The sequence below is a fragment of the Micromonospora sp. NPDC049171 genome, from assembly GCF_040648275.1.
Lineage (GTDB): Bacteria > Actinomycetota > Actinomycetes > Mycobacteriales > Micromonosporaceae > Micromonospora.
Window position 1 is genome coordinate 22,721 of the sequence record NZ_JBEZDJ010000045.1, and the last position, 20,494, is coordinate 43,214.

Annotated in this window: 12 protein-coding genes; 9 read left to right on the top strand and 3 right to left on the bottom strand. The window is 71.2% G+C overall.

Going from position 1 to position 20,494, the window contains the following annotated elements:
• Positions 1-143 precede the first annotated feature (143 nt).
• From AB0B14_RS35210 to AB0B14_RS35225, 4 genes are all read left to right on the top strand, one after another.
• Entirely contained in the window at positions 144-2,018 is a 1,875-nt protein-coding gene (locus tag AB0B14_RS35210; RefSeq protein WP_357526416.1) for a polysaccharide biosynthesis protein, read from the top strand.
• 234 nt (positions 2,019-2,252) lie between these two features.
• Positions 2,253-3,590, top strand: a complete 1,338-nt coding sequence (locus tag AB0B14_RS35215) for an oligosaccharide flippase family protein (RefSeq protein ID WP_357526418.1) — start codon at positions 2,253-2,255, stop codon at positions 3,588-3,590.
• A 17-nt stretch (positions 3,591-3,607) separates the two neighbouring features.
• Positions 3,608-4,957, top strand: a complete 1,350-nt coding sequence (locus AB0B14_RS35220; protein ID WP_357526420.1) for a glycosyl transferase family 1 — start codon at positions 3,608-3,610, stop codon at positions 4,955-4,957.
• A gap of 12 nt (positions 4,958-4,969) precedes the next feature.
• Positions 4,970-6,163 (top strand): glycosyltransferase, encoded by a 1,194-nt coding sequence (locus AB0B14_RS35225; RefSeq protein WP_357526422.1) that lies wholly within the window; start codon positions 4,970-4,972, stop codon positions 6,161-6,163.
• A gap of 40 nt (positions 6,164-6,203) precedes the next feature.
• On the opposite strand, the gene AB0B14_RS35230 is transcribed toward AB0B14_RS35225, so the two are convergent.
• Both AB0B14_RS35230 and AB0B14_RS35235 read right to left on the bottom strand, forming a co-directional pair.
• Complete coding sequence (locus tag AB0B14_RS35230; protein WP_357526424.1) at positions 6,204-7,664, bottom strand: hypothetical protein; 1,461 nt, start codon at positions 7,662-7,664, stop codon at positions 6,204-6,206.
• 235 nt (positions 7,665-7,899) lie between these two features.
• Positions 7,900-9,234, bottom strand: coding sequence for an O-antigen ligase family protein (locus tag AB0B14_RS35235; RefSeq protein WP_357526426.1), 1,335 nt, complete (start codon positions 9,232-9,234; stop codon positions 7,900-7,902).
• A 241-nt stretch (positions 9,235-9,475) separates the two neighbouring features.
• On the opposite strand from AB0B14_RS35235, the gene AB0B14_RS35240 reads away from it, so the two are divergent.
• Complete coding sequence (locus tag AB0B14_RS35240) at positions 9,476-11,476, top strand: heparinase II/III family protein (protein WP_357526428.1); 2,001 nt, start codon at positions 9,476-9,478, stop codon at positions 11,474-11,476.
• Positions 11,473-12,654 (top strand): glycosyltransferase family 4 protein, encoded by a 1,182-nt coding sequence (locus AB0B14_RS35245; RefSeq protein WP_357077514.1) that lies wholly within the window; start codon positions 11,473-11,475, stop codon positions 12,652-12,654. The genes AB0B14_RS35240 and AB0B14_RS35245 overlap by 4 nt, the downstream gene beginning before the upstream one ends.
• 75 nt (positions 12,655-12,729) lie before the next feature.
• Here the strand turns inward: AB0B14_RS35245 and AB0B14_RS35250 are convergent, their stop codons facing one another.
• The gene (locus tag AB0B14_RS35250; RefSeq protein ID WP_357077511.1) at positions 12,730-14,895 is read right to left on the bottom strand and encodes a bi-domain-containing oxidoreductase; all 2,166 of its coding nucleotides are present in this window, start codon (positions 14,893-14,895) and stop codon (positions 12,730-12,732) included.
• Between the two features lie 176 nt (positions 14,896-15,071).
• Between AB0B14_RS35250 and wecB the strand changes: the two genes are divergently transcribed.
• From wecB to AB0B14_RS35265, 3 genes are all read left to right on the top strand, one after another.
• Positions 15,072-16,154, top strand: a complete 1,083-nt coding sequence (wecB, locus tag AB0B14_RS35255; RefSeq protein WP_357526430.1) for a UDP-N-acetylglucosamine 2-epimerase (non-hydrolyzing) — start codon at positions 15,072-15,074, stop codon at positions 16,152-16,154.
• Between the two features lie 129 nt (positions 16,155-16,283).
• Positions 16,284-19,388, top strand: coding sequence for a M14 family zinc carboxypeptidase (locus AB0B14_RS35260; RefSeq protein WP_357526432.1), 3,105 nt, complete (start codon positions 16,284-16,286; stop codon positions 19,386-19,388).
• Positions 19,389-19,479: 91 nt separating this feature from the next.
• The gene (locus AB0B14_RS35265; RefSeq protein WP_357077502.1) at positions 19,480-20,400 is read left to right on the top strand and encodes an NAD(+)/NADH kinase; all 921 of its coding nucleotides are present in this window, start codon (positions 19,480-19,482) and stop codon (positions 20,398-20,400) included.
• Positions 20,401-20,494 lie beyond the last annotated feature (94 nt).

Sequence of the window (20,494 nt, forward strand, 5' to 3'; positions counted from 1 at the left end):
TTCACCGGGACGGGCACGACTTCCCGCCATCTGCCGGAAAACGCCCACAAAATACGAAACTGCCTGTAACAAGGACAAAGGGATTTTAGTCCCTTCTGTCGTACGCGGCGGAAGCGGTCGAAGACGGTTCAGGGAGCCAGCACATGCCGCAGGAGACTGAGCACACGGAGCGCGCGGACCGAACGACTCGGCGGGCCAGGGCCCGCCGCCGTACCGCGGGTTTCCTCGCAACCGACACCACCGCCTGGGTCAGCGGCTTCGCCGCGGCCGTGTGGACCCGGTTCGAGTTCGATCTCCCGGCGGGCCAACTGGGTCGGGCCGCGGCGATCGGTGTGCTCGCGGCGGTCGTGCACGTGGCGGTGGCGGCGGTCCGCCGGCTCTACTCCGGACGGCACCCGCTGGGCAGCCTCCAGGAGGTCCAGGGCGTCGCCGGCACCACCATCCTGACGGCGGCCATCGTGCTGCTCGGCCTGCTGTCCTCCGGTGACCGACCGGTGCCGGCGAGCACCCCGCTGGTCGGCGGCGCCCTCGCCCTGCTGCTGATGCTCGGCGCCCGGTTCGCGTACCGGCACCGCCGCGACCTCTCCATGCGTCCCGACGTCCGGTCCTCCACACCGGTCCTGCTGTTCGGGATGGGCAACGCCGGTCAGGAGCTGCTGCGGGCGATGCTGGGCGACCCGCGCGGCCGGTACCTGCCGGTGGGCGCCCTCGACGACGATCCGGACAAGCGCGACCTGCGCATCCGGGAGGTGCGCGTGCTCGGCGGGCGGCAGGACGTCGAGACCGCGGTGCGGCGTACCGGCGCGAAGGCGATCATCTTCTCGGTGGCCAACGCCGATGCGGCGCTGATCCGCCAGATCCGCGAGGCCACGCTCGCCACCGGCGCGTTGTTCAAGGTGCTGCCGCCCGTGCGGGACCTGGTCGACCACCGGATCACCGTCACCGACGTGCGGGACGTGCAGATCGGCGATCTGCTCGGCCGCCGCCAGGTGGTCGGTGACCTGCCGCTGAGTACGAACAGCCTGACCGGACGACGGGTCCTGGTCACCGGTGCCGGCGGGTCGATCGGCTCGGAACTCTGCCGTCAGGTGATGAAGGCCGACCCGGGCGAGCTGATGATGCTGGACCGGGACGAGTCGGCCCTGCACGGTCTACAGATGTCGCTCGCCGGGCGGGCCCTGCTGGATGGCCCCGAGCTGATCCTCGCCGACCTGCGCGACGACGAGGGCCTTCGGCGGATCATCCGGGAACGCCGCCCGGAGATCATCTTGCACGCGGCGGCACTCAAGCACCTGACCCTGTTGCAGCGCCACCCCGGCGAGGCGGTCAAGACGAACGTCTGGGGCACGCTGTCGGTGCTGGACGCCTGCCGGGACGTGGCCAAATTCGTCAACATCTCCACCGACAAGGCGGCCAACCCGATAAGCGTGCTCGGGTACTCCAAGCGGATCACCGAGCGCCTGACCGCGCACGCCGCGTCCCGGTTCCCGGGGACCTTCCTCAGCGTCCGGTTCGGCAACGTGCTCAGCAGCCGCGGGTCGGTGGTGACGGCGTTCCAGCGGCAGATCGAGGACAGCAGGCCGCTGACCGTCACCCACCCGGACGTCACCCGTTACCTGATGACCATCCAGGAGGCCGTCCACCTGGTGCTCCAGGCCGCCGAGATCGGCCGGGACGGGGAGGCGTTGGTGCTGGACATGGGCGAGCCGGTCCGCATCGCCGACCTGGCCCGGCAGATGGCCGAGCAGGCGTCCAGCACGATGCCGATCGTCTACACCGGCCTTCGTCCCGGGGAGAAGCTGCACGAGGACCTGTTCGGCACCGGTGAGGTGGACACCCGGCCGTTCCACCCGTTGGTGTCCCACGTGGCCGTGCCGGCGCTCGACCCGATGGAGGTGAGCGGGCTCGACCCGTACGACGACGCGGTGAAGCTCACCGAACACCTGGCGCTGCTCTGCGCCCAACCGATCGACCCGACGGTGGGCGGTCCGGTGGGCGTACCCCTGCAGTCGCGGTGACCGGCGCGGCGGGCGGTGACCGACGACCACACCCAAACCCCCGCACCGACAGTTATGACCGTGAGGAACCCCAACGCGAGGCCGCGTCGCGGCGACCGCGTCGCCAGGCGCGTCCCTCCGGCGTTCGCCGCCGATCGATAGGACCGACAGATGCGGACCCGGCACGGCAGGCCTCAGCGGTACGAGCCGCTGCACGCCGCCGCATCGCCCAGGCCGCGGCGGGCCGTCCAGACGATGGAACCACCCGCGCCGGTCGACCCCGCTCCCCCGGCCCCGCGCCGTGGTCGCCGGCTGCTGTCCTGGATCGCCACCGCGGCGCTGAGTCGGGCGGTCAGCGCTCTCGTCCCACTCGTCCTGCTTCCCGTGACCCTGTCGTATCTGGGCACCGACCTGTACGGGCTCTGGGCCGCGGTGCTCGCCGTCACCGGGATGGTCGCCTTCGCGGACCTGGGCGTCGGCCTCGGGCTGATGACCAGACTCGCGCCGTGCCGGGTGGACGGCGACTCGGACACCGCCCGGCGGTACGTCTCCAGCGCCTACGCCGCGGTCTGCGGGGTGGCGCTCCCGACGTGTGGCCTGCTGTGGCTGGTCGGTGGGTTCGTCCCGTGGCCGTTGCTCTTCAACGCGACAGGCACGGCGGCGCGGGACGCCCACCTCGTCGCCCTGGTGTGCCTGACCGCGTTCCTGCTCAATATTCCCCTGTCGCTCGTCGCCCGCGTCCAGTACGCGTATCAGCAGGTGGCGGCCAGCAATGTCTGGCAGGCGACGTCGAGCGCGCTCTCGCTGCCCCTCGCACTCGGCGCGGTGTACGCGAAGCTGCCGCCGATAGCGGTCATCGCCAGCATCGCCATCGCGCCGTTACTGGTGAACATCGTCAACACCGTGTGGACCTTCGGCTGGCGGCTGCCGCACCTGGCGCCCCGCCTGAGACTCGTCGACGGTCGGGGGGTCCGGGAGCTGTTCGGCCTGGGCGGCCTCTTCTTCCTGGTCACGCTGATAATGGTGCTGGCGGACAACGCCGACCCGTTGCTCATCGCGCACGTGCTGGGTCTCGCCAGCGTCACCGCGTACGCGGTGCCGGCCAGACTGTTCAACCAGCTCGGCGCACTGGTGACGCTCGTCAACCAGCCACTGTGGCCGCTGCACGGTGAGGCCCTGGCACGCGGTGACCTGGCCTGGATACGCCGAACCGTGCGGCGGATGACGATGGTGTCGACACTCATCGCCGTGCTGCCGTCGATCTTCCTGGTGGCGTACGGCGAGCAGTTCTTCGCGGCCTGGTTGCCGATCTCGATAGGCAACCGGTCCCTCCTGCTGGGCCTCGCCTGCTGGTGGGTCGTGCTGGCCGCGATCTCGCCGCGGTTCATGGTGCAGAACGCGGCCGGAATCGTCCGCCCGCAACTGTGCGGCTATCTCCTCTACCTACCACTGTCCATTGTCGGAAAACTGCTCGGCCTGCACTGGTGGGGGGTGGCCGCGACACCGTTCGTCGCCGTCGTCATCTACACCGTGACGGTCGTCCCGGCGGCCCTCTACGGCTACCGGCGGGCACTGCGAATACGGACCACCTGAGAGAGGCGGATACACAGATGGTGTTCGACGAGGAATTTCCGCGGGTGCTGGTGGTGAGCCACACGCCCTTCAGCCGGGTCAGCGGGACCGCCCTGACCCTGTCGAACCTCTTCTCCGGCTGGCCCAGGGACCGTCTCGCGCAGGTGCACACCGGCAACATCACCCCATCGACGGAGGTGTGCGAACACTTCTTCCACTTTCCGCCGCGAGACCACTACCTGCCCATCCAGTACTACGCCATGCGGATGTCGGGCTGGAACGGCCGCACGCCGCTGCAACAGAGCCGACCGATCGCCGCCGTACACGCCGCGGCGGAGACCCGTCCCACCATGGCCAAGATCTACGCACAACTGCGGGCGAGCGCCGATCTCAGCCCGATCCGGGTTCCCCCGGCGCTCATCGAGTGGATGCGCGACTTCCAGCCCGACGTCGTCTACTCGATGCTCGGCAGCGTGCGGCTGACGAGGATCACGGCGCTCGCCGCGCGCACCTGCGACGTTCCGGTGGTGCCGCACTTCACCGACGACTGGCCGGCGACCCTGTACGACAACGGTGAGCTCTTCGGTCGGGCCGACCGGTCCGTGCAGGAGACGATCGCGAGACTTCTCCGCCTGGCCCCGCTCGGCATGGTCATCAGTCAGCCGATGGCCCAGGAGTACGCGCGGCGTTACCGCATTCCGTTCAGCGCGTTCGCGAACTGCGTCGACGAGACCTTCTTCGCCCCACCCCGCGACGCGACGCGGCAGCAGGGGACGACGGAGCTGGTCTACGTCGGCGCCCTGCACCTCAACCGCTGGGAGTCGCTGCGCGACATCGGCGCCGCACTGGACGACCTGGCCGAGGCCGGTCTGCCCGTCCGGCTGACCATCCACGCACCGGAGAAGGACCTCAGCCAGTACGCGAGACACTTCGCCCCCCTGCCACGGGTGCGGCTCGGGCCGTCGCTGGCCAGCGACGAGGTGCCCGCCGCCCTGCGCCGCGCCGACGTCCTCGTCCACATCGAGTCCTTCGACGAGGAGATCCGCCGCTACACCCGCTACTCGGTCTCGACGAAGATCCCCCAGTACCTCGCCTCGGGCCGTCCGATCCTCGGCTACGGGCCCCCCGAGGTGGCGTCGATGCACCACATCCAGGAGGCCGACGCGGGCGTGATCGTCGGTACGAACGACACCGGGGCGCTGGTCCGCGGCCTGACCGACCTCTGCCGGGACGCGGCCCTGCGGGAGCGGCTCGCCCGCAACGGCACTGCCTTCGCCCGGCAGGAGCACGCCAAGGAGAACGTGGCCGCGCGGTTCGCCGCCACGCTCGGCGCGGCGGCGCGCACCGGGTCCGTCACCGCCGACGCCGCCCGCGGGCAACTGACCTAAGGAGGTGCTGCGATGAGACGTACCGGATGGGTCGCCTGTGTGGGTCCGTTCCTCTTTCCGTGGGGGGAGGCGGGGTCCCGCCGGGTCTACGGCCTGGTGGCGTCGTTGGCCGCCGCCGGCTACGACGTGGTGGTCGCCAGCGGCGGGCCGGAGCCACGCACCGTCACGCCGTTGCCGGGCGTCGACGGGCCGGGTTCGGTCTCCCACCTCGGTCTGGCGGAGCGGCCGTCGCCGGAGGCCGGGCCGATCGGCAGCTCCGTTCAGACGCTCGTGCGCTGGGGTCAGCGGACGGTCCGCTGGCTCGACGCCCAGCCGACCAGGCCCTCGCACGTCCTGGTGCACGGCGGTCAGGCCCAGTACATGTTCCACCTGCAACGCTGGTGTCGTCGGCACCGGGTGCCGCTGATCGTCGACGTCGTCGACTGGTTCAACGGACGCCACGTGCGGGGTGGCTACCTCGGCCCACTGCACGCCAGCATGAAGCTGGCCCTGCGCCACTACTACCCACGGTGCGACGGCATCATCGCGATCAGCTCCCACCTGGAGGCCCACTACCGCCGCGGCGGCAAGCCCCTCCTGCGGGTGCCACCCACTCTCGACGTCAAGAGCCTGACGCTGGACGCCCGGCAGACCGCGGGCGACTCGCCGCTGCTCACGCTCGCCTACGCGGGGAATCCGCACGGAAACCGGAAGGATCTCCTGGGTACCGTCATCGAGGCGGTGGGCAACGTCCAGCGCGACGGCGCGAGCGTCGAGTTACGCGTCTACGGCCCGACGCTGGACGAGGTGCGCGGGCTCTTCGACGCTCGGCCGTTGCCCGACGGTGTGCGGTGCCTGGGTCGCCTGCCGCAGGTCGAGGTGTCCAACGCCCTGCAGGGCGCGGATTTCACAGTCCTGGTCCGCAGGCCGGAGCGGGCGGCGGAGGCGGGCTTCTCGACGAAGTTCTGCGAGAGTCTCGCCAGCGGCACACCGGTGATCGCCAACCTCACCAGCGACATGGGCAGATACCTGCGCCCCAACCTGGAGGGCCTGGTCTGCCGGGACCACACGGTGGCCGAGGTCACCGAGGCGTTCCGCGCGGCGACGCGGCTGAGTTCCGCGCAGCGCAGCGTCATGCGCCAGGCCGCGCGCAGCCAGGCGCTCGAATCGTTCGACTACCGGGCGTACGCGGAGCCTCTCGGCAGGTTCTTCCGGCAGTGGGGCTGACGGCCCGCCAGTGCGGCACCGCCGGACCGGCCGGACCGGCCTAGCTGGTGGCGGCCCGCGCGACGGGGGTCGGGCCCGCGGCGGGTTGCCGGCGTTCGCTGAAGAGCGACTGCATGACGTGCAGTGCCAGTAGCGTGGCCATCCCGACTATCGATTCCGGTGCCATCCCGAGCTGGTTGTTCGCCGGCACGTAGATGACGAGAATGCAGAGCTGCGCGAAGATCAACGTCGGGACCACCCGTCGGGAGGACACCGCCGCGCGCCACGAGCCGGCGAAGAGCCACCCGACCAGGCCCATGAACAACGCCGCGCCCGGGAAGGTCAGGTCCGAGGCGAGCCAGGGATAGATGGTGGCCCAGTACATGCGCGCCGGCCACCCCTTCTCGTGCTCGGTCCGGTCGGGGTAGGTCGGGTGCTCGGTCAGGTCCACGTCGAGGGTGTGGTCGGCGAAGATCGCCGCGGACGGCGCGCTGCCGAGACCACGGGACCACTCGAAGGGCACCTGGAGGTTGTAGGACAACCCGAGGTAGCCGTGCGTCGGGTAGCCGATCATGGCGGCGATGCCCTCGGCCATCGGCTTACCCACGACCCGTTCCACGGACGGATTCACGTGCACCACGTCGCCAGTGGTGCCGAACTCGGCCGCCCGCGTCGCGTGATTGTGGATCATGTAGGTGGCCAGGAGCACGAACGCCCCGACGACCAGCAGGAGCGCCCGGCGTCGCCGGGAGTAGACCCGCGGCCGGTGCCGGACCGACGCCCACGCGACCAACATCCCCGCCGCGAGCATGATGACGACGTCGCCGAGCCCCTTCATCGTGCCGATGAAGAGGTAGAATGCGATGTGCGTCGCCGTGGCGACCACTCCGGCGAGTTGCAGCCAGCCGGGGAGACCGCGCCAGTGCACCACCAACAGCGGCACGAGGGTCACGCTGAGGACGCCGAGCGGGAACAGCAGCGTCATCCACGGGCTCGTGCTGCCGAACCCCTGCTGGTAGACGTCGAACTTGTTCACGTAGCCGGCGGCGGGCGCCTGGATGTTGGCCCACACACTGCCGGGGCCGGTGGCACCGAACTGGGTCAGCCGCGTCAGGTTCACCACGACGTAGTAGACGGCGCTGGCCAGGACCAGTTGGCGTACCAGCCGGACGCGGGCGACGGAGTGGGTGGCGGCCGCCACCGCGGGCGGACGGCGGGACATCTGCGCCACGTACCCACCGGCGAACAGGGCTGTCGCCACGAGCACGAAGGCGCAGAGCTGGTCGGGGTTTCCGACATCGCGGGCCAGCCTGGTCAACCAGAACGCCCCGAACGTGCCGAGCATCCACGCCAGCGCCAGCGCCAGCGGCAGCCAGGTGGTCGTTCGACCTGCCGGTGCCGCGCGGTTCGCCGCCACCGGCGGGTCTACGCGGTGCCCGGGTCGCGGCGCGGTGGCCGGCATCTGGAGGTCGCCGACGGGCGAGCGGTGCCGGCCGTGACTGATCCGGTCGACGGCGGTCACCGGAGACCACTCCGTGCCGGACGGCCGGCCCTGGGCGGTCGCGAGTCGACCCGGACCGGGTTCCGAGATTGCACTCGCCGACCCTCCACACTGTTGGGCGCCCGTCGACCGCCGCGGGACGACTGTCGCGCCCCGGCATGTTCCGGCACTCCGCGACGGTGCGGGTCGATCGGCTGGCTGTCAGTAGTCACTGAACGAGCCAACGACCGGGTAGTCACAGCGGTGATGGCCCCGATCACCTGGGAACGGCTCCGCCGAGAAGGGGCGCGCCGGCGCGGGCACCGACCGGTCCCGGCGGAGGGGTCGCCAGCCGGCCCGGGTCAGCCGCCATCCGACGGCCGACGGCCTGGACCGGCAGCATCGACAGCAGGGCGAGCGCCAGCCACGACCCCCGCTCGAACTCCCACACTCCGGTCAGCCAGAGCGGGAACCCGCCCACCAGGAAGAGCCCGGCGACCCGGAGTCCGACCGGGCACCGGGCCGCCCGCCGGACGAGCACCACCCCGAACAGGGCGACGACGCCCAACAGCCCGACCAGGCCCAGGTCCACGGCGACGGCGAGGACGGCGTTGTGCGGGCGGATGCCCAACGGGTTCCAGAGTTCGAAGGTTCCCGCCCCGCCGCCCACCCACAGGACGTCCCACCAGTAGGAGGACGCGTACCGCCACAACTCGATCCGACTCAGCACGTCGCCGGTCGCCGCCGAGCCGATGAGGTCGTCGGCCCACACCAGGGCGCTCTGCCCCAGACCGAGCGGCACCGTCAGCAGCAGCGTCGGCACCGCGGCGGCCGCCGTCAGCCACATCGTGCGGGGGCTGAGTTCGCTGAGCAGCGCGTACACCACCACGAGCAGCAGGGCGACCAGGGCGCCCTTGGTCCGGTTCAGGAAGACCCCGGACGCCAGCACCGGCAACGCGGCGGTCAGTCCGATGGTGACGAGCCGCCGCTGACCGCGGATCTTCAACAGGCCCAGCGCCAGCACGAACGCGGTGACGCTGGAGTAGGCCGTGAAGTTGATGTTGGTGCCCTCGATGCCGAAGCGCACCGCCATGTCCATCGCGCTGGCCTGCCCGCCGACCCCGCGCGCCTCGATGACCAGACGCCACACCGCCAGCGCGCACCCGACGATGTACGCGCCCCCGACGGCGAGCAGGTGCCTCGGCGTCGTGGCGACGTGGCGGACCGCGACGAAGAGCAGACAGGCCGAGGTGTACGCGAGGGCCACGCTGTGCGTCTGCGCGACGTCACTGGACCAGAGGACGGTCAGCTGCGCCCAACTGGCGACCGCGACCGCCAGCACGTCGGGCAGTCGGGGGCGGGGAAGACGACAGCTGAGCAGGATCGCCGCGACGGACGCCTGCAGGACGATCAACCAGGCGTTCGCCGACGACGCCTGGAAGGCCGCGACACACAGCAGCCCGACGGCGAGCGTCGTCGCCCTCGTCCGCCAGCCACCCCGACCGGTCCCGGCCGGGGCGACCGTGCCCCCACCGGTGGGGGCGAATCCGACACCGGCCCGAGCCGGCACCGGCGTACGGGATCCGAGCCGCACCCGGGTTTGCGATGTCACGACCACTCCTCCTCGTCCCCACACCGGTGGCGTCGTCACTGAAGCGGCACCGGCGACGTTGGACACCCGACAGACCGACGACCCGTCCCGACCGACACGCGTCAACCACATGACCTGAAAAAACAACCTCAAGAACGTGCCTAATGCCCGATTTGATGGCAATTGCAGCTTGCTATAGACGCCGTCCAGCCCGGGACGAAACGACGGAATCTCCGTGCCAACGCCCAAGGGGAAGGTGAAGGTGAAACCCGATCTCCGCGCGATCGCCGTGGACATGCGCGCTCTGGGCCTGTCGGCGCCACTGCGCGCGGCCTACGAGGCATCCAAGCGCAGCGGATTCCACGCCGTCCTGTTCCACGGGCGGGCGCACCGCCACCATCCGGCCGCGTTGGTGCCGCTGACGAGCGTGCTGCCGATCGGCGACGGCGCGCGGCAGCGGTGCCTGGACGACGCCGGCCACGTGCTGAACGACGGGCTCCGGGTCTTCGGTGCCCGCGTGGCGACGGGCGTGTCCGCACCGTGGAGCACCGACCCGCTGACCGGGCGGCAGTGGCCGGCGGGCGACCCGTGGTGGCGCATCGACATCCGTTCCGAGGCTCGGCTGTCGGACGTGAAGCACACCTGGGAGGCGGCACGCCACCGGGACCTGGTCGTCCTGGCCCGCGCGGCCCGTCTCGACCCGGCCGGCCCGTGGCAGGACGGCCTCGACGAGCTACTGCGGGCCTGGTGTGCGCAGTCCCCGCCGGAGCGGGGCGTCAACTGGTACTCCAGCCTGGAGCTCGCGCTGCGCGCGATCGCCTGGAACCAGATCCTCGCGTTGGTCGGTGACCGACTACCCCGCGACGTCGTGACCGGCATGGAGCGACTGCTGCTGTCCAGCGCCCGGCACCTGATGGTCGAGCTGCCGTACACGTTGAGCAGCATGCGCAACAACCACCTGCTCGGCGACGCGCTCGGGCTGCTGCTGCTCGCCCGGATGTTTCCCACCGCCCGGCGCGCGCGCCTGTGGGCGCGTACCGGCGAGCGGATGTTCGCGGCTCAGCAACGCCGACACTTCGGGCCCGACGGTCGCATGATCGAGGACTCGGTGTCGTACCACCGTTTCGTCCTCGAGATGCTCGTCGTGCGGGTGCTGCTCGGCGGCGCGCCGTCCCGCGTCCACCGTGACCTGCACGCCGCCAGCCTGCACCTGGCCCGACTCGGCGTGTTCGACGGCGATGTCCCGCAGTACGGCGACTGGGACGAGGGGCGGGTGCTCGCGTCCTCTGGCGACCCACTCGACGTGGCCGGCTCCGCCGCGCTCGGGCTCGCGTTGTGCGGTGAGCGGCTGCCGGCGCGGTGGTACGCCGACTTCGACGAACTGGCGTGGTACGCGCCCGCGCCCGGCCCCGAGGCCACGTCGGAGGAGTTCGTCGCGCGGATGCGTACCCGGTCGACCGCGACGACCTCGGGCGGCATCGCGCGTGTCGAGCGGGGGCCGTGGCGCGTGTGGTTCAAGGTGGACGGCGGTCCCTCGCACGGCCACGCCGACCTGACCTCGGTCTGGGTCAAGCACGGCGACCGGTGGCTGATCGCCGACCCGGGCACCGGCACCTACAACGGCCCGCTGGAGGTACGCAACGGGTTGCGCACCTCGGCCGCCCATCCGGTGCGCCGCCCGGACGGGCAGGACCAGCTCGTCCCGCACCGGGCGTTCCGCTGGCTGAACTCCGGCCGTGGCCACCTCGGGGCACCGCTCGTCCTGCCCGATCGCACGATCGTCTTCGGGTGGCACGACGCGTACGCGCGCGGCGAGCACCCGGTGCGCGTCGGCCGCGCGGTGGTGGTGGCCGAGCAGTACGTGGCGATCGTCGAGTTCGCCGACCCGTCGGCGACCGCCCGGTCCTGGTCGCTCACCGTTCCACTGCACCCCGACGTCGTCGTGGACGACGACACGCTCATCGCCGGCGAGACCAAGCTGGACCTCGTCGGACTGGCCGGACACGAGGCGGTGCGCGGACGGTCGGCGCCCTTCGCGGGCTGGCACAGCCGGACGTACGGACGCTGGGAGCCGGCGACGTGGCTCACGGCCGAGAGCCGGGCCGACACCACGGTGTGGGGGCTCGGCGCGATACCCGGCCCGCCGGACCCGAGCGCCCTCGACGGTCTCCGGTTTCAGGTGACCTGGACCGACGCGGGCGCCCGGCTCACCGTCACCCACCTCGGATCAGGGGAAACCCACCACGTGCGAGCACCGCGATGACGACACGCAGAGTCCTCGTCCTCAACCACTTCGCCGTGCCCCCGGGCCAACCCGGCGGCACCCGGCACACCGAGTTGTTCACTCGGCTGCCCGGCTGGACGCACGTGATCATCGCGGGTCGCCGCAACATGATCACCGGCCGGCCGCAACGGCCACAGCCGGGGTTCCACCTGGTCGCCGTGACCCCGTACCGGGGCAACGGCCTGGGCCGGGTGGTCAACTGGGCCAGCTACGCGGTGACGGCCACGGTCGCCGGCCTGCGGCAACCCCGACCCGACGTGGTCTACGCCTCCTCGCCGCACCTCCTGGCCGGCCTCTCCGGCTGTGTCGTGGCGACACTGCGGCGTACGCCGTTCGTCCTGGAGGTCCGGGACCTGTGGCCGCGGGTGCTCGTCGAGATGGGCACGCTGTCGGAGACGTCGGTGGCGTACCGGGCGTTGGCGCGCCTCGAACGGTTCCTGTACCAGCGCGCCGACCGCGTGGTGATCATGGCGCCCGGCGTACGGGCGGCGATCGAGGGCACCGGCGTGGCGCCGGAGAAGATCGCCTTCATCCCGAACGCGGCGGACCCGGAGGACTTCGTACCCAGCGGGGACCGCGCCGAGCTGCGGCGACGGTACGGGTTCACCCGCCGGACCGCCGTCTACGCGGGAGCACACGGCCCGGCCAACGGGCTCGATCTGCTGCTGGCCGCCGCCGAGGCGGTGCCCGAGATCGACGTCGTGCTGGTGGGTGCCGGGGTGGAGAAGTCGCGCCTTCAGGCGTTGGCCCTCGGCAGGCCCAACGTCCGTTTCCTCGACCCGGTGCCGAAGTCGGAGATCCCCGACCTGCTGCACGCCGCGGACGTCGGTGTGCACGTGCTCGCCGACGTCGAGTTGTTCCGTGCCGGGGTGAGCCCCAACAAGGTGTTCGACTACATGGCCGCCGGGCTGCCGATCGTCACCAACAGCCCGGGGACCGTCGGCGATCTCGTGCTGGGTGCCGACGCCGGGTACGTGACGCCGCCGGGCCACCTCGCCCACGGCCTCGCCCAGATCACCCAGGCGAGCCCGGACGAGCTGACCAAGATGGGCGCGGCGGGGCGGAGCTGGATTCGGGCGAACCAGTCGCGTACCGCGATGTCCCACGCCCTCGGGCGACTACTCGCGCCGCTCGTCGACGGCCACGCCCCGCGCTGACCCAGGTGCGCCGGCGGGCGCGGCGCGGACGCCGGCACGCGGCACCGCGCGGTGACCCGGTCGGGCGCGGCCGGGTCACGAGGTGGAGCCGGCCCGCACGCTCTCCACGTCGACCTGGGTGGGCAGCCGCGACGGGTGTTCCTGGATGCCGGTCAGGGCGGCGATCGCGGACAGCGCGGCCCTCGTCGTGCCGAACGACGCGTCGAGTTCCCGTTCGGCGGGCGCGTTCCCGGCGAGCACCGCGCGGGTGTGGGCGAGCAGGTCCTGGTGCCCCTTGCCGCCGGACACCCGCTTCACCTCCCGGCCGTCGATCTCCAGCCGCCGGAAGTCGTCGATCACCACGGTGTGCCCGCGCCCGAGAACCTCCAGGCGCTCCTTCGGCGTCCGCCGGTGCCCCCGGGTGGAGTACGTGATCGTCGCCGTGGACCCGTCCGGGTAGCCGAGCAGGACACTCACGTCCTCCTCCAGGCCCGGTTCGCCGCGACCACTGCCGTACGCGTGCACGACCCGCGGCTGCTCGCCCACCAGCCACGACGCCAGGTCCATGAAGTGGCACACCTCGCCGCGGATGCGGCCGCCCTGGCGTCGGTCGTGGTACCAGTGCGCGGCGGGCAACTGCCCGGCGTTGATCCGGTAGGCGACGGTGATCGGCCCGGACCCGGCGGCCAGGGCCCGCTTCGCGTGCACCACCATCGGCGCGTGCCGGCGGTTGAAGCCGACGAACAGGTGCCCGGAGTTGCGGTCGTAGGCGGCTCTGACCTCGTCGAGTTCGTCCTGGGTCAGCGCGAGCGGCTTCTCCACGAAGACGTGTTTGCCGGCGTCGAGCGCCTGCACCACCAGGCGGGCGTGCGAGTCGTGGCGGCTGAGGACGAACACCACGTCGACGTCGTCGCGGACCAGCAGATCCTCGACTGTCGGTGCCACGACGGCGATGCCGTTGCGCTCGGCCGCGTGCCGCGCGGACAGGCCCCGGGCCGACGTGATGGCGACGAGGTCGTCTCCCCAACCGGCCGCCTTGAGCGCGGGCAGGAACGTCGCCTTGGCGTAGGTGCCGGCTCCGATGAGACCGGCCCGCGGCGACGGCGAGGTCCGGCGCGGGCGGATCGTGATCGTCTGCCGGGACGGCTGCGCGGGAGCCGCGTAGCTGAGCTGCACCGCGAGCGAACGCGGGTCCGAGGCCAGCACGTCGTAGGCCGCCGTCGCGCGCTCCACCTCGAAGACGTGCGTCACCAGGTCGTCGACCGCGACCCGGCCACCGGCCACCAGGTCGAGATAGGCCTCGATGTTGCGCCGTGCCGTCCAGCGCACGTGCCCGATCGGATAGTCGATGCCCCACTCCTCGTAGGACCGGTCGTGCCGGCCGGGCCCGTAGCTGCGCGCGAACCGGAGATCGAGCTCGCGCTCGTAGAAGCGTCGACGGTCGAGGTCCAGGCCGACGTCACCGACCACGACCAGTCGGGCCCGGTCACGGGCGATCTCGGTGCTGCGCGCGACCGGCTCCGACGAGGGCGTCGCCGCCGTGATCAGGACCGCGTCGACACCTCGGCCACGGGTCAGTTCCATGATCTGGTCGGTGGTCGTCGCACCCGCCTCGACCAGGCCGACCGCACCGCACTCGCCGGCCAACTGAGCGGTCCAGTCGCGCAGGTCGATGCCGATGACGCGCAGCCCCGAGGCGAGCGCCAGTCGTACCGTCAGTTGCCCGACCAGGCCGAGACCGACGACCGCGACCGCACCACCGAGGCCCACCTCGGCCTGCCGCAGGCCCTGCATGGCGATGGCCGCCACCGCGCCGAAGGCGGCAGCCTCGTCGGACACCGACTCCGGGACGGGCACGGCGAGCAGACCCGGCACCGACTGGTACTCGGCGTGCCCCACCGAGGCGGTGGCCACCCGCATCCCGGGTCGGATGCCGTCGGTGGCGGTGCCGGCGGTGACGACGACACCCGCGGCGCTGTAGCCGAGCGGCATGTCCTCGTCGAGCCGGCTGCGCACCGCGGCGAGCGTCGAGCGGACTCCCCCGGTGCGTGCCCGGTTGACGACCTGGCGGACCAGATCCGGCCGGGCCCGGGCCTTGCGCAGCAGGCTCGCCGAGGCCAGCTCGCGCACGGCGCGCTCGGTGCCCGCGGAGAGCAGGGACCTGCGCGTGGCGACGAGCACCTCGGTGGGGCCGGGCTCTGGCTGGGGAACCTCGACGACGCGCAACTCTCCGCCGGACACCGATTGGACGATCTGCTTCACGCGGGTCTGCCTGCCTTCGGGAAGTAAGAACATCGTCTGCGGCGGTCACCGCTCAGGCAACGCACACCGCGACGCATCCGTCATTCGGCATTCTATGCCGATTAGATGCTTTAAACTGGATAACTTGTACTATTGGCGCGCCGTCGCTGATTCGCCCCGAAATCACGAGGAGATCCATGCCAGCCGACGCCGTTCTGCACGTCGCGGGTGCCCGTCCCAACTTCCCCAAGGCAGCGCCGGTGATCCGTGCCCTGCAGCGGCACGGCGTGCCGCAGCGCCTCGTCCACACCGGACAGCACTACGACGAGCGGATGTCCGAGGTCTTCTTCCGGCAACTGGGCCTCCCCGAGCCGGACGTCAACCTCGGGGTGGGTTCGGGCAGCCACGCGAGCCAGACCGCGCGCGTCATGACCGGCCTGGAAGAGCTGATGGTCGCCGACCGCCCGGCGCTCACCGTCGTCTACGGCGACGTCAACTCCGCGCTCGCCGCGGCCCTCGTCGCGTCGAAGCTGGGCATCCCGGTCGCGCACGTGGAGGCCGGCCTGCGCAGCTTCGACAGGTCCATGCCCGAAGAGATCAACCGCATCGTCGTCGACCACGTGTCCGACCTGCTGTTCGCCACCAGTCCCGACGCCGTGTCGCACCTGGAGACCGAGGGCGTCGCGACCGAGAAGATCCACCTGGTCGGCAACCCGATGATCGACACCCTGCTGGCCAATCTCGACCGCTTCGACGTCGCCGGCATCCGTACGGCGCTCTCGCTCCCCGACCGCTACGTGGTGGCGACACTGCACCGACCGGGCAACGTCGACGACGCGGCAGACGCGGTCAGTCTGGTGAAGGCGATGCACGCGGTCGCCGACCAACTCCCCGTCATCCTGCCGCTGCACCCGCGCGGCCGACGTCACCTCGAGAACGCGGGCCTGCTCTCACATCGCGCGCTGCGCGTCGTCGACCCGCTGGGCTACCTCGAGTTCGTCAGCCTCGTCCGTGGGGCGGCAGTCGTCGTCACCGACTCCGGCGGGGTGCAGGAGGAGACGACGATGCTCGGCGTGCCCTGCCTGACGCTGCGACCCAACACCGAGCGGCCGATCACGATCACGCACGGCACCAACCGCCTCGTCACCCCGTCCACACTCGCCGAGACCGTGGCGAGCACGGTGGCCGCGCAACGACTCGCCAACTGGCCCACACCGCCGATGTGGGACGGCGCGGCGGGTGCGCGCATCGCGGACGTCATCTCGACGACGCTCCGGTAGCCAGTACCACTCGATCACTGGCGGCACCCACACCAACACGGTCAGCCACCTCGCGCCCATCGAACTATTGACATCGTTTACGCCACACCGAAGGCTCGCGCCTACAGGTCCTTCACCCAAGGAGGCGCGATGAGACCGAGACGACTGGCGATCGCCAGCGTGGTCACCCTGCTCGGCGCATTGGCACTGACCGCACCCGCCAGCGCGCGGCCGTCGTCCGATCCGGACGCCCGGGACGGCCTTGAGGTGTACGTCGGCACCGTCGACGCGAAACAGCGGGATCAACTGCGCGCGGCGGGGGTCGACCTCGGCCACGACGCGAAGACCGACTCGGCCGGCCGCACGACTGTCGAGACGGTGCTCAGCCGCCGGCAGGCCAAACGGCTGACCGACAAGGGCGTTCCCCTGTCGGTGAAGAGGGTTCGCGGCAAGGACGCGTCGCAGGCGCTGCGGGAGCAGGCCGCGGCCGGCTGGACGGCGTTCCGCCCCTACGGGGAGCCCGGTGGCCTCCGGGACGAGCTGAACGCCACCGCCGCCCGGTTCCCCAGACTGACCAAGGTGGAGACGCTCGGCCGCAGCCAGCAGGGCCAGCCGATCCTCGCCCTCAAGGTCACCAAGAACGCGCGGACCGTCGCGGACGGCAAGCGACCGGCGGTGCTCTACGCCGGTGCGCAGCACGCCCGCGAGTGGATCACGCCGGAGATGACCCGCCGGCTGATGCACCACGTGCTGGACAGCTACGGCACCGACCGGGAGATCACCCGCCTGTTGGACACCACCGAGCTGTGGTTCCTGCCGGTCGCCAACCCGGACGGCTACGACCACACCTTCACCCCCGGCAACCGGCTGTGGCGCAAGAACCTGCGGGACAACAACGGCGACGGGCAGATCACCTCGGTCGACGGCGTCGACCTCAACCGCAACTTCAGCTACAAGTGGGGGTACGACAACGAGGGCTCGTCGCCGGTGCCGAACAGCGAGACCTACCGGGGCCCGAGCCCCAACTCGGAGCCGGAGACCAAGGCCCTGGACCGGCTGTTCAAGCGGGTCGGGTTCGAGTTCTTCGTCAACTACCACTCGGCGGCCCAGTTACTGCTCTACGGCGTCGGCTGGCAGGTGAGCACACCCACCCCGGACGACGTGATCTACGAGGCGATGGCCGGTGACGACGCGCACCCGGCGGTGCCCGGCTACGACCCGGACATCTCCGCCGAGCTGTACACCACGAACGGCGACACCGACAGCCACGCCACCGTCAAGTACGGCACGCTGGGCTTCACCCCGGAGATGTCCACCTGCGAGGCCGCGTCGGCGGTCGACCCCGACGACCAGTGGCGCCCGGAAGACTGCGTCAGCGAGTTCATCTTCCCCGACGACGAGGCCCTCATCGCCGGTGAGGTGCGCAAGAACCTGCCGTTCGCGTTGGCCGTGGCCCGGTCCGCGGCGGACCCGGACGACCCGGTGTCGGTGGTCGGCCGGAGCACCCCGGACTTCGTGGTGGACGCGTTCGACACCTCGTACGGGCGCACCCAGCAGGTCGCCTCGATCACCCGGCGGGCGTTGAAGAACGTCCGAATGCACTACACGGTCAACGGCGGGCGACCGAAGACGGTCGCGGTCCGCGAGTGGCGCGGCGGCGAGCGGTACGGCGACACGCACGACGACTACTACGCCGAGCTGCGCGGCACGGTCACCGGCGCCAAACCGGGTGACCGGGTGGAAGTCTGGTTCACCGGCAACAAACCCCGGGCCGGAGTGGCCGCCAGTGCGCACTTCACCTACCGGGTGCACGGCGACATCGGCGGTGACGTGCTGGTCCTCGCCATGGAGGACGTCACCGGCCTCAGCCCGACGCAGACTGGCACCACCGCGAAGTACGCCGACGAGGTCGCGGCGTCGCTGAGCGCCGCCGGGCGCAGCAGCGACGTGTACGACTTCGACACGATGGGACGCAAGGCGCCACACCCGCTGGGCGTGCTGTCGCACTACAAGGCGGTGGTGTGGGAAACCGGTGACGACGTCATCCTGCGGGCTCCCGGCCAGGTGCCCGGCACCACGGCCAAGGCGGCGCTCAACACCGAGCTGGCCGTCCGGGACTACCTCAACGAGGGCGGCAAACTGCTGATCAGCGGCCAGTACGCGCTGTACGCGCAGGGCGCCAACGGCTCGTACGTCTATCACCCGGACGCGCCGCCCGAGTGCACCGACGCCGAGTCCGACGACTGCCTGCCGTTGTTGAACGACTTCCAGCAGTACTGGCTGGGCGCGTACACCTACGTCAGCGACGGCGGCACCTCCCCGGAGGGGGGACCGTACCCGGTCGCCGGCATCGACGGGGCGTTCGCCGGCTTCAGCGGGCAGCTCAACGCGCCCGGGTCGGCGCAGAACCAGGAGCACGGCGCGTCGTTCCTGACCACGTCGGGCTTCCTGCCGCCGGACGAGTTCCCCCAGTTCGCCAGCTCCGCGCCGGTGGGCTGGACCCGGCCGGGCGCCGCGCCGTTCGATCCGCGTACCGGTGAGTGGTACCTGCACAGCGGGCAGAGCGACGAGTCGTACAAGCGGCTCACCCGCACGGTGGACCTGACCGGGGCGAGCAGTGCCGAGTTGCGCTTCTTCACCTCGTACGACATCGAGCAGGACTGGGACTTCCTCTTCGTCGAGGCCCACGAGGTGGGCAGCGACAACTGGACGACCCTGCCGGACGCCAACGGCAAGACCAGCACGGCCACCGGGGAGAGCTGCCTCAGCAACTGGGGCGAGCTGCACCCGTTCCTCACCCACTACCAGGGTGCGGACTGCTCGTCCACCGGGACCACCGGCAGCTGGAACGCGGCGTCCGGTGCCTCCGGCGGCTGGAAGGAGTGGGTGGCGGACCTGTCCGGTTACGCCGGCAAGCAGGTCGAGGTGTCGATCACGTACGCCTCGGACTGGGCCACGCAGGGTCTCGGCGTCTTCGTGGACGACGCCCGGGTGCTCGTCGGCGGGGCGACCGTGGCGGAGACCTCGTTCGAGTCGGCCGACCTGAGCGGCTGGACGGTGGCCGGACCACCGGCCGGGTCCGGTGGCAACGCCACCGACTGGTCGCGCAGCCAGCGGGCGTTCGAGGAGGGCTCGGTGGTGGTCACCGGCGACACGGTCTACCTGGGCTTCGGGTTGGAGGGTCTGCCCCCGGCGGCCCGCGACGACCTGGTCGCCCGCTCGCTGAGACACCTCACCGGTCGACCCCGACCCTGACGGCGGCGAGGTGCGCCGGCGGCCTCCGGACCGTCGGCGCACCTTCGGTGTACGCCGGGTACGGCCATCGCGAATGTGGTGAGCTGTACGAGTGTCGGGGCTGGGACTTGTGCTGCACCCCACCCGGGATGTCACCGAGGTGGTCGGGATCATCGAACGGTGGGCCACGCGCCACCACAAGACGCTGATGGTGCGCGAGGAGGACCAGCACCGGGTACCGTCCTGCGTCGAACCGGTGCCGGCCGACGAGGTCGCCATCCGCGCCAACGCGCTGATCAGCATCGGCGGCGACGGCACCATGCTGGGCGCGCTGCGCTCCGCCATCCGCGACCCGAAGCCGGTGCTTGGCGTACACCTGGGTCATCTGGGGTTTCTCGTCGAGATCGAGCCGCCGGAGCTGCCCGACGCGCTGAGTCGGCTGCTGTCGAAGGACTTCACCGTCGAGTCGCACGCCTGCCTCGCGTGTGACGTGTGCGGTGACGACGTCGTGGCGTTCAACGACATCGCGCTGGTCCGCCAGCCGGGCTCCGGCTTCGTCAGCGTCACCCTCGGCATCGACGGCCAGCAGTACGGCTACTACCGCAGCGACGCCGTGGTGGTCAGCACCCCGATCGGCTCGACGGCGTACAGCTACGCGGCCGGTGGCCCACTGATCTCCCCCGCCGCGGACTCGGTGGTGATCACGCCGTCGGCGCCGATGGCCGGCATCTCCCGGTCGGTGGTGCTCTCGCCGGACGAGAAGATCCGGTTGGAACTCCGGCCCGACTCGTCGCCGGTCGTGGTGGAGATGGACGGGTTGGTGTTCCGCGACGCGGCCACGGAGGGGACCGTGGACATCACGTACCGCCGCAACGCCGGCCTGGTGGTCCGCTTCGACCCGCTGCGCTACCAGGAACGCAACCAGTTGAAGATGACACTGCTCGACCTGCCGTTCCTGCCGGAGCAACTCCGCGAGCTACTCCCCGAAGAACTCCGACGAAGAGCCCAACAACAAATCCCCCCACCCTGCTAACCCGCCCCAACCCCCCTCCCCCTCCCCCCCACCCCCACCCACCCCACCCCCACCCCCCCCCCGGGGGGATAGGAGATAAAAGAGGAGCCCCCCG

Coding starts and splice junctions, on each gene's coding strand:
- AB0B14_RS35210 (WP_357526416.1), top strand. CDS start 144: ATGCCGCAGGAGACTGAGCACACGGAGCGCGCGGACCGAACGACTCGG.
- AB0B14_RS35215 (WP_357526418.1), top strand. CDS start 2,253: ATGGAACCACCCGCGCCGGTCGACCCCGCTCCCCCGGCCCCGCGCCGT.
- AB0B14_RS35220 (WP_357526420.1), top strand. CDS start 3,608: ATGGTGTTCGACGAGGAATTTCCGCGGGTGCTGGTGGTGAGCCACACG.
- AB0B14_RS35225 (WP_357526422.1), top strand. CDS start 4,970: ATGAGACGTACCGGATGGGTCGCCTGTGTGGGTCCGTTCCTCTTTCCG.
- AB0B14_RS35245 (WP_357077514.1), top strand. CDS start 11,473: ATGACGACACGCAGAGTCCTCGTCCTCAACCACTTCGCCGTGCCCCCG.
- wecB (WP_357526430.1), top strand. CDS start 15,072: ATGCCAGCCGACGCCGTTCTGCACGTCGCGGGTGCCCGTCCCAACTTC.
- AB0B14_RS35260 (WP_357526432.1), top strand. CDS start 16,284: ATGAGACCGAGACGACTGGCGATCGCCAGCGTGGTCACCCTGCTCGGC.